Origin of the sequence: Streptomyces sp. NBC_01463, from assembly GCA_036227345.1 — a bacterium.
In the GTDB taxonomy this organism is placed as follows: domain Bacteria; phylum Actinomycetota; class Actinomycetes; order Streptomycetales; family Streptomycetaceae; genus Streptomyces.
In genome coordinates this window covers 5,856,266-5,869,415 of sequence record CP109468.1, presented here as the reverse complement: position 1 = coordinate 5,869,415, position 13,150 = coordinate 5,856,266, and the positions used below count along the sequence as shown (strand labels likewise).

Below are 13,150 nucleotides of genomic sequence, written 5' to 3'. Positions count from 1 at the left end.
AAGGCTATGGCTCCTCTCGGGTGGCCGGAAGGGCGCGCACTGTCCGCCCCTTGCCGTGCACAGTGGCGAGCAGACCGGTTCCGCCCATCTGTGCAAGAGCGTGGCGCACGGCAGTCCGCGACACCCCGAAGCGCTCGCAAAGGTTCGCCTCTGACGGGTATCTGTCGCCGACTGCGAGCGAGTCCTCCGTGATGACTGCGGTCAAACGCTCGACAAGAGGCGGGATGGGGGCCCTGGACACGCGCCAGCCGGCCCCCGGCACGGACGTGATCAGCCTCTCGGACTCCAGCGTCTTGAGCGCGCGGCGGATGGTGTTGCGGGAGACATCGTGGGCCTTCATCAGAGCTGCCTCCGACGGCAGGCCGCTGCCCTTGAGTTGCCCGTGCTCGATGTCCTTCCGCAGCGCATCGGCGATGAGCAGATAGGTTCCGCGCGGACTCACTTCCGGCACGGCACCTCCTTTCACGTACTTCGGTTCTGTCAGGGTCGCACGTCACCGCGCGAGATCAGGAGCTGGCCAACGAGCCGGGGGATTAGGTGAGTCGGCATCGAGCACGCGGTCACCACCAAGGTCTCTCGCGCGTCAAGCCGCCCACTTCAGCGTAGGCACCCTCCCCCTCGGGTATCCCTGATATTGAGCACGAAGCAGAGCGCGGCACCCCTCGCCGCTAAAAGTCCGAACGAGACCGAAGGACAATGCTCTGCGGAGCTACCATCTCATTCACTTTCGATTAATCTGGGTAAAGACCAATTCACGCGCCTGTTCGGCGAACCTCCCCGCAACCCTACTGCCGCCGCACAGGCAACCGCGCATCCAGATGCTTGTCCGTTTCCTGAATAAATTTCCGTCGAGCCTCACGGAAGGAATTACGCGACCTTCCCAGAAGCCCCTCAAAGGAAGGAATCATTCGCGAGGCATTACCAACAAGGAGTGCAGCAATTTCCTCATCACTGAACTCATCACATTCCCTAAGAACTCGTTGCGCTTCATAAAATGGTACAGGGGTGTCCCTGGTCGCAGTTAGAACAAGCGATACGACCCCCCGGGCAATACGAGACAAGGGCTCACGGGCCTCCCTCCCGGCGCTTTGAATAAATGGGGACATCATCAACATGGCCGTTTCCATCAAACTATCTGACGGTGGCAACGAGGGAGCCGTGTTGCGCGCCCCCGAGAGGGCCTCCAGAGCGTGCCCGGCCCTAATCAATCGTCGGAATCGATTTGACGCATCACTCGGAACGGAAATCATCATTCCCTGTTGCGCCTCAGCTAGCAATCCGTCAAACCTATGCTGCGCATTGGCGTATGGCCTTATGAACACCGAAAGGAGTGCCCTCTCAGTCAGATCATTCACCAGACATTGCCCTATGCGCCAAATTTCTGCGGGGCCTTCAAATTCCACATCTGCTAGCTTTTCCTTGAGCTCGGCTGCGAAATTCTCCATCGGAGTGCCGCGAAGCTCCCTACCATTGACCAATCCGTCCACCGCCTCGGACACCTCGTCGACTGAGCGCACGAACGCGAGCCAAGCTGCACGACGATTATTATCGCGCCATTGCTTCTGCCCCGCTGCCGCCTGTGTGCGCGCGGCGGATATCGTCGCTGCCGCTTGATGACGCCCCACCGCGTACGCCACCCCCGAAGCCGGTAATGCCACCGCTGCACCAATTAGTGCGGAAATCACCTCAACCTGCATTTCGCTGCCCTCCGTCTCATCGCCTATCCGCCTGAGGTAATTGCGCTCACACCTCACCTCCCTAAGGCGAACTCCCGGTCAGTTCGAGCGCAAGTGGCTGACATAACAAGCCATCTAAGGGTCGTCCCGCACTCGACGGTCGGCCGAATTACATGTGCTGGTTAGCGGCCTCAATAAATTCCACTAGTTTCGCAATCTGCTTCGATAGGTGAGACCTAGCATCAGGCAACTCTTTCCACTCGCGGCATACGAAACGAGCAATCTTATTTTTATCCACAGGGAAGATCTCCCCGGATCGCTTACGCAGAAGAAGCGGGTTCGACCAGCGCTCGCCGTTCCATACCGCGGGTGGAGCACTAGGGTGCGTATCTGCCACAGCATTCGCGAGTATCCCAGGCGGCGCATAGTTTTCGATCGTGTACCCCTCCGTTACCCAGGCGCACCCAGTAGTTACTCCCTTTTCGAATTCATCAATCACTCGCTTCTTCGTGGCGGATATTCTGGCACGCGATGACGTCTTGTCACTATCAATAAGGATTGATGTATAGCGATTCAGTCGACGCAACTCGATAAAATCTGTAACCTCACGATCTTCTGCGGTGAGGTGATTCAGCAGCCTTCCCCCGTAAAACATGATCGAGTAATGCAGGCCTTCGATAAGTTCTGGCTCGACTTGCGAGATCCAATGCTGCAAATAGATTCGATCAGAGGGTCCTTCCACCCAGATAATCGCATTGGTCTGCAAGATATCGGATGGCCTGTAGCCAAGGTCCACGCAGACATCAGATAGCTCCGCTGGCGTCGCCGCTGGCGCCAGCGTACTTTTCTGGCCGTCATGAGTAACGTGAACGATCGTTGAACGCTTGTAGTCCAATAGATGAGCCGAGTGGGTCGCGATCAAGTACTGATTTGTGGTCTCACTGAACAGGTACCTGATGAGTTTCCTTTGATAGGCGGGGTGCATGTGCACCTCAGGCTCTTCAATGCAAATAACCTTGCCTTCTAGAACCGTTGCCGCGACTGCCAGAATGACCACCTGATGAATTCCTGTCCCCAGGTGCTCAAGTGGCAGCACCTTCCCGTCATGATGCACGTTGACGGTCTGAGCCCCGTATGGAACTTCGAGCCTGGCCTGGGAGTCTCCCAGAATGCTCCTGAGGAATTCATTGATCGCCAGGAATCGGGCAGAATCGGCCTTGTAAGAGGGCGCCGGAGGATTCTGCAGCTGCTGCAACCTCCCGAGCAGACCGGCCCCGTCGTACGTTCCAGCAATGTCGTCCGGGGTGATTCTTCTAAACGCTTCGATCGTGACACACGAGGGAAGATCTGATTGCTGCTCAGACAAAAGCGTGATGAACAGCTTTCGTACGTTTTCTATGGTTGAGGAGACAGGGTTTCCATGCACATAGCTGGAAGTGAGATCCATGGCCGTCTGCACCGAAGCACTATATTTGTCCGGGGTAGCAATCTCCGCAAGAAGAGAGCTGTCTAGGTTCCGATCGGCAGTGAAACGAAACCAAGTGTCGCTACTCCCGTTTGGGTGCAAGGATGGATGCCGCATTAGCTGCATGAGGAAAATCCCAGCGGCCGACTGGTCGATTCGCTCTGGCAGATTAGGGAAGGCCTTACGTATCTCCTCCGAAGTGACGTCAATTGGGGTCGAGTATGTGAAAACGTCATCGCGTGTTGCACTATCTGGAGCATCCAGGCCGCCAAAACCGATGGCACCCGAGGTATTCAGTACCTTATCCACTGCGCGCAGAAAATTGGATTTTCCAGCATTATTCTGTCCGGCTAGAAGGTTAACCTCACCAAATGGCCCGGCAACCTGCGGATTGGGACCGAAGCTTCGATAGTTGGAAAGCCCAAAACCGCGAAGAAAGACTCTGCTCACAGGCATCCGCTCTTAGGTAGAGATAGCTCATGGCCTAGCCGCACCATCATCGCCCGTCGAGGGCCTCCGTACCGCCCATTTGGCCTAAAGGAGGCAGCAGGGACGGTGGGATCTGCAGAGTGCACCGCCCTTTACCCCCTGCACCCCGGTCGGGGTGCCTGACAGTGGCCTCGCCGTCGGCGAGGCGGTGCGATGGGCGGAATCGCATCCTCCGGTGAATACACGGGGATGAAGCGGATCGGCGGACTGGGACTCACCGCTACTTCGCAGGTCAAGGCCCTGAACCAGCGTGAGAGAGACACTCTCTTCTAAGCGCTTGGCCGCAGGTTCGAGTCCTGCCGGGGGCGCACCGCCCGTACGTCGTCAGGCCCTCCTTCGGGAGGGCCTTTTTTGCAGGTCACAGCACGGTAGCGAGGTGCGTGTAGCGAGCGCGTAAGCGGCGGGCCGCGCCGCTGCCCGGCCCCGGCACGCGGATGTAGGGGCGTCATAGAGGGGCGGGGGAATCTGGCGGTGCTGCCCGGGCAACCGCCTCAAGGGAGATTCGATGAAGTGCCCGCTCCGTCCCACGACCACGGTCAAGAACACGCCACTCGACACGGCCGCCACTCCGCCCGGCACAAACGGACGAGCTGCGCCCCCTCGGGGATGACAGCGAGGACTCCCCGCACTCCCCGGACACCCCGGACACCCCGCCGGGACGGCTGGATCCGTTCCCCGAAGCGGCCGGGCAGGATCTGCCGGACCGATGGGGCGGCTACTGAACCGGCTCCACGGGCACGGCGAGTTCATCGGACCAGCACGACATCACTTGAAGGCGTTGACGCATGACAGACATTCAGGCGGTCCGGCTCGAACAGGTCAGCAGGTGCTACGGGGCCGGCACCTCCGCGGCGGTGCGTGCCCTCGACGAGATCTCCGTGGGCTTCGAACGCACCACCCTCACCGCGATCATGGGGCCGTCCGGATCGGGCAAGAGCACGCTGCTGCAGTGTGCGGCCGGACTCGACCGGCCCGACTCGGGCCGGGTGGTCGTCGACGACGTCGATCTCGGAACGCTCGGCGAGAAGGCCCTCACCGAACTGCGCAGGGACCGGATCGGTTTCATCTTCCAGGCGTTCAACCTGCTCGGCGCGCTGAGCGCCGAGCAGAACGTGGGGCTCCCCCTGCGGCTCGCGGGCCGCAGGCCCGATTCCGCGGAGGTCCGGGCCGCCCTGGCCCAGGTGGGACTCGGCGAGCGCGCCAAGCGGCTGCCCTCGCAGCTGTCCGGCGGCCAGCAGCAGCGGGTGGCCATCGCCCGCGCGCTGATCACGGCGCCCGCGGTCCTGTTCGCCGACGAGCCCACCGGTGCCCTGGACAGCAGCAGCAGCCGGACCGTGCTGAAGCTGCTGCGGTCCCTGGTGGACGACCAGGGGCAGACCACGATCATGGTGACGCACGACCCGGTCGCCGCCTCGTACGCGGACCGGGTGGTCTTCCTCGTCGACGGACGCATCACCGGTGAGATGCGGGAGCCGACCGCGCAGGGTGTCGCCGAGCACATGGCCCTGCTGGAAGCGGACACGGCGCCCGCACGTGTGGGCGGTGGCGAGTGATGGGGAAGTCCTCCCTCCTGGTTCCCGTCGCGGTGGCCACGCTGCGCAAACGGTGGACCGGCTTCGCCGGCTCGTTCGTCGCGCTCACCCTGGGCGTGGCGCTCATCGCCGCGTCGGGCCTGCTCGTCAGCACGTCGGCGGGGCTGGAGAACAACGACCCGACGGCGCCGTCCCTGAAGAAGCTCCTCACGTTCATGGCCGGGATGTCCGGCTTCGTGTCGCTGTTCGTCGTGGCGTCGACGTTCGCCTTCGCCGTCGCGGGCCGGCGCCGCGAGACGGCTCTGCTGCGGGCCGTCGGCGCCACCCCGCGGCAGATCAGGCTGCTGGTGATCGGCGAGTCGGTGTTGGTCTCGCTCGTCGCCGCGGTCGCCGGTTCGCTCCTGGGCCCGGTGCTCGCACCGCTCTTCGCCCGGTGGCTGGTCGCCCGCGGCGCCGCCCCGGAGGGCTTCACCGTGGAGTTCTCGGCCGGGCCGCTGCTGATCGCCTCGGCGGTCGAGGTGGGCGTGGCGGTGCTCGGCGCCTACGCGGCGGCCCGCCGCGCCGGCCGGGTACGCCCGGTCGAGGCGCTGAACGCGGCCGCGGTGGACGGCAGGGTGATGACGGCCGGCCGCTGGGTGTGGGCCGTCGCCTACCTGGCGCTCTTCGGCACGGTGGTGGCCCTGTTCGCCACCATGCCGCCCGGCATGCAGCAGGACCCGCAGCTGCGTGACCCGCAGAACCTGCCGGTCTGGGCGCTGTTGATCGACGTCATGGCCATCATGGGGCTCGCGCTGTTCGCCCCGGTGCTCGTCCCTCCACTGGTCCGGCTGCTGACCCTGCCGGTGCCGCTGGCGGCGGGCGCGGTCGGGATGCTGGCGCGGCAGAACGCGCTGGCCGCGGTGCGCCGGACGGTCTCCACCGCGACCCCGGTCTTCCTGGTGATCGGCCTGAGCGGCACGGTGGTGGGCTCCACGCTCGCCTTCGGCGAGGCCAGGGCCCAGCAGTCACGTGCGGCGCTCAGCGCGCAGTACGTGGTCGAACCGGAGGACGGGTCCAGGCTCTCCGACGCCGCGGTGCGGCATCTGCGGGACCTGCCCGACGGCCGGACCACCACCGTCCGCCCCACGCTCGTCTCCGACCTGGGCGGCGGCATGACCGGCGGGACCGTCGCGGCCACCGCCATCGACGGCGACGCGGCCGCGACCTGGAAGCTGAAGACGGAAGCGGGTTCGCTCGACGCGCTGAAGGGCGCGTCCGTCGCGGTCTCCAGCGACCTCGCCGCATCCCACGACTGGCGGGTCGGCGACCGCCTGGACGCCGCGATGGCCGACGGCACCCCCCTCACCGTGAAGGTGGTCGCCCTCGTCGAGACGCCGCTCAGCCTCTCCGAAGTGCTGCTCCCGTACGCCTCGGTGGCGGCGCACCTGACGGGTGACGAGCAGCCCACCGCCGCGTTCGTCTCCACCGGCTCCGGCGCCGCACCGGCACTGGCCGCCGCCGACGGGGCGAAGGTCACTCCCGCCGCGGAGTGGGGCAGCGGCGACGACGACCCGCGGGCCCGCAGCGACTGGATCACCATGATCACCATCCTGGGGCCGGCCCTGCTCTACGCGCTGATCGCCATCATCAACACGATGATGATGTCCACCGGCGACCGGCTGCGGGACTTCGCCACGCTCCGGCTGACCGGGGGCAACGACCGGCAGGTCCTGTCCATGGTCGGGGTGGAGGCGGTCCTGACCGCCGCGACCGCGACCGTGCTCGCCGTACTCGTCACCACCGGCACCCAGGCCGCGAGCCTGATGCTCATCAACCGCCGCGTCCTGGACGCCGGTTCGGCGCTCTCGCTGAGCCTGCCGTGGACGGCCATCGGTGCCAGCGCGCTGGCGGCGCTCGCCCTCGCGCTCGTCTCCAGCGTCCTCCCGGCCCGGCTGGCGCTGCGCGCCCGCGCCCTGGACCTGGCCGGCGTCCGGCAGTAGCACCCGCCGCAGAGGTCCGCCGGCGGCGTCAGCTCGCCAGCGCGGCGGGGAAGGGCCGGTGCACGACGGGTGCCTGCGCGCACAGCAGGACGAGCCGGTGGAAGCGGTACTGCAGCGGGCCGGCGCCCGTGGCGTCGGTTCCTCTCGGCGGGCGGGCGGGCTCGATGAGGGAGCTGTCGGCCAGTTCCTCCAGCAGGTCCTCGGCGCGCTGGTCCTGGAGGCCGAGGACGGTGGCCGCCGCGGCTGCGGAGAACGGTCGCTCGCCGAGGACGGACAGCTTCGACAGGACCGTGCGGCCGGCGCCGTCCGTGCGTCGGAGCCAGTCCCGCAGGGTCCGGTCGACGTCGAGGCCCCCGAAGCTCAGCTCGCTCAGCCGGGCCCCGGGGTCGGCGAGGCGCCGGGCGAGCCGGGCCGGCGACCAGTGCGGCCGGGAGACGAGCTTTGCCCCCGCGATCCGCAGGGCGAGTGGCAGCCCGGCGCAGTGGCCGACGAGCTGGGCGGCGGCCTCGGGGTCGGCGGCCACCCGTGCGGCACCGGCCAGGGCCGAGAGCAGCTCCAGCGCCGCGTCGTCGTCCATCGGCCCGACCGCGAGGGTGACAGGTCCGGTGGACACGACGAGGTGGCTGTTTCCGGTGACCAGGGTGGCGGAGTGGGCGCTGGCGGGCAGCAGCGGGTCGAGCTGGTCGCTGTCCACCGCGCCGTCGAGGATGACCAACAGCCGGCGGCCGGCCGTGCGGGTGCGGTAGATCCGGACGAGTTCGTCGAGGTCGTGGGAGACCCGCTCGGACACCTCGTGCCCGAGCGCCCGCAGCAGCCCGGCGAGAACCCGGCGCGGGTCCTCGGGTCTCCCGTCACGGCCGACGAGTTCGGCGTGGAGCTGCCCGTCGGGGAAGTGTTCCTGGGCCGCGTGGGCGGCGCGCACGGCGAGGGCGGTCTTGCCGACCCCGGCCATCCCGGTGATCAGGCAGCGCCGCGCCTTCGGAGCGTCCTGCGCGTCGCCCGGGGCGAGCAGGGCCCGCAGGACGGCCAGTTCGCGTTCCCGGCCGGTGAACGGGGCGATGTCCGGCGGCAGCATGGCGGGCGGACGGTCATCGGAGCCGGAGCGGACGACCGCGAGCCCGGCCGGAGCCGCGCCGAGCACGTGCCCAGCCGGAGCCGAGGCGAGCGCGCGTACGGCCCGTGCGACACCGACATCGGCACCGGTACCGACACCGGCACCGACGGCCGTCCCGGGCTCGGGCGCCCAGGCCAAGTTGCCGCACAGAATCCCCTGATGGGCCTCCCGCAGATCGTGGCCGGGGTCGACACCGAGTTCGTCAGCGAGCAACTCCCGGCCCTCGTCGAACACCTGGAACGCCTCGGACTGCCGGCCGCACCGGTACAGGGCCGTCATCAGTTGGGCCCGCATGCGCTCGCGCAGCGGGAATTCGACGACCAGGCGGATGAGTTCGGCGGTGATCCGCTGGTGTCCGCCGAGTGCGAGATCGGCTTCCAGCCGGTTTTCCAGCGTGGCCGCGTACTCCTCCTGCCAGTGCGGAGCCTCTTCCTCCTCAAGGAATTCGGTGACATCCGCGAGGGCGGGGCCGCGCCAGAGATCCAGCGCATTGCGCAGCAGGGTGCCGGCCGCGTCGTAACGCCCGTCCTGGAGCGCCTGCCGGCCGGACCGGTCCAGCCGTTCGTACTCCACCACGTCGAGCAGGCAGCCGGTCGTGACGATCACGTACCCCGGCGCCCGGCGCTCCAGGGACACCTCGGGTTCCAGGAGCTTGCGCAGCCGCGAGACGTACGTGTGGATCTGGGCGCTCATCGTGGCCGGTGGGTCCGCACCCCACAGCAGCGCGCTGAGCCGGGAATCCGGCACCACCCGGCCCCTGGCCAGCAGAAGCGCTGCCAGCACCGTGCGCATCTTCGTTCCCGGGACGGCGATACGCAGACCCTCACGTCTGGCCTCGACCGGCCCGAGCAAGTGGAATTCCATGGCTCCCCGTTCGGCGATGGTCGTGATCCGGCTGTGCCGGTCACCCTGCCGAACGGCTGTGTTGTCCCGATTTTGATGTGATTTCGATGCCGTGCTTGAGATATCAGTGCCCACAGACTTGCGCAGGTCCTATGCCGGAGCCACGGCCGCTCTATACGGCACGCTCTTTCGTGCGTCGAAACCCGTTGCGCAGCCGGGACACTCGATGGCCGGATACCGTCGTCGTACGGCGATGTGAGAGGTGGCCCCGCGGCAGACGTCCGATGACAATGCAGGGAAGGTGCACCGGGGGGTGCAAGGTGAGCCAGGGGGCCGTAGATGCAGCAGATCGCCTTCCGGCTTCTGGGACCGTTGGACGTACGGTTCGGCGGCAGTTCACTCGCTCTCGGGGGGCCGAGGCAACGCACCGTCCTGACGATGCTTCTGCTCGCGCCGGGCCGGGTCGTCTCGGTGGACAGCCTCATCGACACCGTGTGGCCGAACGGCGCACCGGCCACCGCGCGCAACCAGATCGCCATCTGTGTGGCCGCGCTGCGCAAGGTCCTCAGAGCGGCGACCGGCGGCAGCGACCTGATCGTGACCGCTCACCCCGGCTACACGCTCATCGCCCGCGCCCACCGCATCGACGTTGTCGACTTCGAGGAGCGGGTGGGCCGCGCCCGCGAGGCGGCCCGCGGCGGGCAGACCGCCGAGGCCTGCGACATCTTCGCGGAGGCGCTGTCCCTCTGGCGCGGCCGGGCGCTGGACGGTGTCACCGGTGTCCGGGTCGAGCAGGAGGCCGGCAGGCTGGAGGGGCTGCGACTGGACGTGCACGAGGAGTACGCCGGGCTGCGGCTCCAGCTGGGCCACCACCACGCCCTGGTTCCCGAGCTCTCCGCACTCGTCGCTGAGCACCCGCTGCGCGAACAGGCGAGGGCCCATCTGATCCTGGCCCAGTACCGTTCCGGGCGGCGGGCCGAGGCACTGGCCGCCTTCCGGGAGGGCCGGCGGTTCCTGGTGGAGGAGATGGGCATCGAGCCCGGACCGGTCCTCCAGGGGCTGCACGATCTCGTCCTGCGGGACTCGCCGGAGCTCACCCAGCCCCCGGCCGGCCCGGCTCCCGCGCCCGCGCCCGCGCCCGCGCCCGGCGTACCGTGCCAACTCCCTGTCGAGTCCGCCTCGTTCACCGGCCGGTCCCGGGAACTGGGCGCGCTGGAGCGGATGCTGGACGAACGGCTCGGCCGGTCGCCCCTGGCCATGGCGGCCATCAGCGGCATCAGTGGCGTCGGGAAGACCGCACTCGCCGTCCACTGGGCCAACCGGATCGCCGCGCGCTTCCCCGACGGGCAGCTCTTCACCGATCTGCGCGGGTACGACGAGCTGGACGATCCCGTCTCCCCCGCCACCACGCTCGACCGGTTCCTGCGCGCGCTGGGCGTGCCCGCGCCGCAGATCCCCGCCGACCCCGGCGAACGCGCCGCGCTCTACCGCAGCGTGCTGGGCGGCAAGCGGGTGCTGATCGTGCTCGACAACGCCCGTTCGCTCCAGCAGATCCGGCCGCTGCTGCCGGGCAACGGCCGCTGCTGCGTGCTGATCACGGGCCGCGACCCGATGGACGAGCTGCTCGGTGACTACGCCGTGCTGCAGATCGGGCTCAACGCGATGGCCGCGGACGAGGCGACCGCGCTGCTCGCCGGGATCGCCGGCGGCAACCGGATCGGCGTCGACCCGGCCGCCACCGCACGTCTCGGCGAACTCTGCGACCGGCTGCCGCTGGCCCTGCGGATCGCCGGCGCCCGGCTGGCCGCCAAGCCGCACTGGTCGGTACGGACGCTGGTCAGCCGGCTGGAGGACCAGCGGCGGCGGCTGGACGAGCTGAGCCCCGGAGAAGGGGGCGTGCGCGCCGGGTTCCGGCTGAGCTACCGCGATCTGCCGCCCGCCGCGCGGAAGCTGTACCGGCGGCTCGGGCTGCTGGCCGTGCCCGACTTCGCGGCCTGGGTCGGCGCGGCCCTCCTCGACACCGATCCGGTGGAGGCGGAGAACCTCATCGAGCAGTTCGTGGACGCGCAGCTCCTTGAGGTGGCGCACTCCTCCGGTCCCGGCATCCGCTACCGGTTCCAGGACCTGCTGCGGCTGTTCGCCTGGGAGCGCGCGCAGGACGAGGAGAGCGAGGAGGAACGTGGGGCCGCGCTGGAGCGGGCGTACGGCGGCTGGCTGACGCTCGCCGACTCGGCCCGCCAACGCGCCTACGGCGGCGGCCACTCGGTGGTTTACGGACCGGTGCGAAGACTTCCCCTGCCGACGGATCTGGTGGACGAGCTGCTGGACGATCCGATGATGTGGTTCGAGTCGGAGCGGACCGCGCTCGCAGATGTCATCGGCCAGGCCTCCGGCACCGACCGCTCGGCGTACGCCTGGGGCCTGACCGTCAACAGCACGACGCTCTTCGAGGCGAAGAACTACCTGGAGGACTGGCGTTCCTGTGCCGAGAACGCGCTGGCCGCCGCGGAACGCACCGGGGACCGCCTCGGGGAGGCGACGATGCTGCGCTCACTGGGGACGCTGGCGATCTACCAGCGCCGGTACGAGGAGGCGAGGTCCTGGCTGCTGCGCTCCCTGACGCTCTTCGACGCGTGCGGCGAGGTCCACGGACGGGCGGTGACACTCCGCAACCTCGCGCTGTGCGCCCGCTTCTCCGGTGAGCTGGACGAGGCCGCGCGCGGCGCGCGGGAGTCCTTGGAGGGGTTCCGTCAGGCGGGCGACACCGCGGGTGAATCCCATGTCCTGGGGCTGCTGGCCCAGCTCGAACTGGAGCGCGGAAACGTCCGTGCGGGCATGGCGCTGTGCACGGAGGCGATCGCCAAGAGCCGGGAGGCCAGCTCCGTACGGGGCGAGACGCAGAACACCTACCGGATGGCGGAGGCCCTGCTGCGGCAGGGTGATCCGGCCCGTGCCCAGGAGGTCTGCTACAAGGTGCTGGAGCTCACCCGCGAGGACGGCGACCGGCTCGGCGAGGCGCACGCCCTGCGCGGCATCGGCGAGGCGAGCTGGCGGCAGGGCCGGACGGAGGCCGCGCAGACCGTGCTGCGGGAGGCCCTCGAAGCGGCCGAGGAGGTCGAGGACCGCTTCCTTCAGGCCCGGATCGAGGCGGACGTCGGCTTCGCCCTGGCCGTGCACGGCGCCTCCGACCCGGCGAGCCGGCTGCTCGCGGCCCGCGAGGTGTTCGACGCGCTGGGCGCGCGCATCTGGCGGGACCGGATGGACCGTGCGGTCGCCCTGGTCGGCGCGCCGGACTCCGGGCCGGTCGCGGCCGAGGAGCTGGCCCTGATCCTGGAGAGCTGAGCCGCCGCGGCTGCCACCCGCTCGTCCCCCCGCCGGGCGTCTCGTCCCCCCGCCGGGGCGTCTCGTCAGCCCGCGAAGGCCAGCAGGACGAAGGCGGCCAGCGAGAGCGCGGTACGGAAGCGGTGCAGGGCATTCCAGCGGGCCTCGAAGGCGGTACGGGCGGCACTGTCGCCGCCGCCGTCCCCTGGCTCGGCGGCACTGTCGCCGCCACCGCCCCCTGGCTCACCGCCTCCTCCGGGCTCCCTCTCCGACTGCGCCAGGGCCTGGTTCAGCGGGATGTTCCCGGCGATCGTGACGAGGTGCGAGACCACGGCGCAGACCAGCGCCACGGCCACCAGCGCCCAGCCGTCCTCGCCGTACTCGGTGAAGGCCGCGACGGCCGGGAAGGCGATCACGCCGAGGAAGAGGACCAGGAAGGCGGGCCCCGGAACCTTCTCGTTGAAGCGGCGCATCGCCGCGGCGAAGGCTTCGTCGGACAGGGCGGCAAGACCGGGCATGATCGCGACGAGGAACGTCAGCATGAAGCCGGCGTAGAGGCCGGTCGTGATCACGGCGAGAGTCAGGAACAGGGAGTCCATGGGCCCATCATGGCGTGCCCGGACCGGCCGCACCGCCCGATTTCGCAGGCCTGTACGACCGGTTCGCGACGCATGACGTGAAGCTGGATGTGACCGAGGTCGCCCTGTCCGAGGTCACCGACGAGTTGGTGT

The 13,150-nt window shown here is 68.3% G+C and carries 8 protein-coding genes; 3 read left to right on the top strand and 5 right to left on the bottom strand.

Translation table 11 applies throughout. The features are described 5' to 3' along the window. Positions 1 to 4: 4 nt before the first annotated feature. The 3 genes from OG521_25980 to OG521_25970 form a co-directional block, all read right to left on the bottom strand. Positions 5 to 451, bottom strand: a complete 447-nt coding sequence (locus tag OG521_25980) for a winged helix-turn-helix domain-containing protein (GenBank protein WUW24032.1) — start codon at positions 449 to 451, stop codon at positions 5 to 7. A gap of 334 nt (positions 452 to 785) precedes the next feature. Continuing rightward, on the bottom strand, positions 786 to 1,697 hold the full coding sequence (locus tag OG521_25975; GenBank protein WUW24031.1) for a hypothetical protein: 912 nt from the start codon (positions 1,695 to 1,697) through the stop codon (positions 786 to 788). Between the two features lie 148 nt (positions 1,698 to 1,845). Beyond that, positions 1,846 to 3,597 carry an AAA family ATPase gene (locus tag OG521_25970; GenBank protein WUW24030.1) on the bottom strand — a complete coding sequence of 584 codons (1,752 nt, stop codon included), beginning with the start codon at positions 3,595 to 3,597 and terminating at the stop codon, positions 1,846 to 1,848. Positions 3,598 to 4,415: 818 nt separating this feature from the next. Here OG521_25970 and OG521_25965 point away from each other — a divergent pair. Both OG521_25965 and OG521_25960 read left to right on the top strand, forming a co-directional pair. Further along, the gene (locus OG521_25965) at positions 4,416 to 5,183 is read left to right on the top strand and encodes an ABC transporter ATP-binding protein (GenBank protein ID WUW24029.1); all 768 of its coding nucleotides are present in this window, start codon (positions 4,416 to 4,418) and stop codon (positions 5,181 to 5,183) included. Beyond that, the gene (locus tag OG521_25960; protein WUW24028.1) at positions 5,183 to 7,141 is read left to right on the top strand and encodes an ABC transporter permease; all 1,959 of its coding nucleotides are present in this window, start codon (positions 5,183 to 5,185) and stop codon (positions 7,139 to 7,141) included. Before OG521_25965 ends, OG521_25960 begins: the two co-directional genes overlap by 1 nt. A 28-nt stretch (positions 7,142 to 7,169) precedes the next feature. On the opposite strand, the gene OG521_25955 is transcribed toward OG521_25960, so the two are convergent. After that, entirely contained in the window at positions 7,170 to 9,119 is a 1,950-nt protein-coding gene (locus tag OG521_25955) for an AfsR/SARP family transcriptional regulator (GenBank protein ID WUW24027.1), read from the bottom strand. Between the two features lie 318 nt (positions 9,120 to 9,437). Here OG521_25955 and OG521_25950 point away from each other — a divergent pair, with 318 nt between their 5' ends. Then, positions 9,438 to 12,440 carry a tetratricopeptide repeat protein gene (locus OG521_25950; GenBank protein WUW24026.1) on the top strand — a complete coding sequence of 1,001 codons (3,003 nt, stop codon included), beginning with the start codon at positions 9,438 to 9,440 and terminating at the stop codon, positions 12,438 to 12,440. Positions 12,441 to 12,505: 65 nt separating this feature from the next. On the opposite strand, the gene OG521_25945 is transcribed toward OG521_25950, so the two are convergent. After that, positions 12,506 to 13,018, bottom strand: coding sequence for a DUF1772 domain-containing protein (locus tag OG521_25945; protein ID WUW24025.1), 513 nt, complete (start codon positions 13,016 to 13,018; stop codon positions 12,506 to 12,508). Positions 13,019 to 13,150 lie beyond the last annotated feature (132 nt).

What these genes read in the sequence shown, in the direction of transcription:
- OG521_25960 (WUW24028.1), top strand. Translation starts at nt 5,183, where the DNA reads ATGGGGAAGTCCTCCCTCCTGGTTCCCGTCGCGGTGGCCACGCTGCGC.
- OG521_25975 (WUW24031.1), bottom strand. Translation starts at nt 1,697, where the DNA reads ATGCAGGTTGAGGTGATTTCCGCACTAATTGGTGCAGCGGTGGCATTA.
- OG521_25970 (WUW24030.1), bottom strand. Translation starts at nt 3,597, where the DNA reads ATGCCTGTGAGCAGAGTCTTTCTTCGCGGTTTTGGGCTTTCCAACTAT.
- OG521_25965 (WUW24029.1), top strand. Translation starts at nt 4,416, where the DNA reads ATGACAGACATTCAGGCGGTCCGGCTCGAACAGGTCAGCAGGTGCTAC.
- OG521_25950 (WUW24026.1), top strand. Translation starts at nt 9,438, where the DNA reads ATGCAGCAGATCGCCTTCCGGCTTCTGGGACCGTTGGACGTACGGTTC.
- OG521_25945 (WUW24025.1), bottom strand. Translation starts at nt 13,018, where the DNA reads ATGGACTCCCTGTTCCTGACTCTCGCCGTGATCACGACCGGCCTCTAC.
- OG521_25955 (WUW24027.1), bottom strand. Translation starts at nt 9,119, where the DNA reads ATGGAATTCCACTTGCTCGGGCCGGTCGAGGCCAGACGTGAGGGTCTG.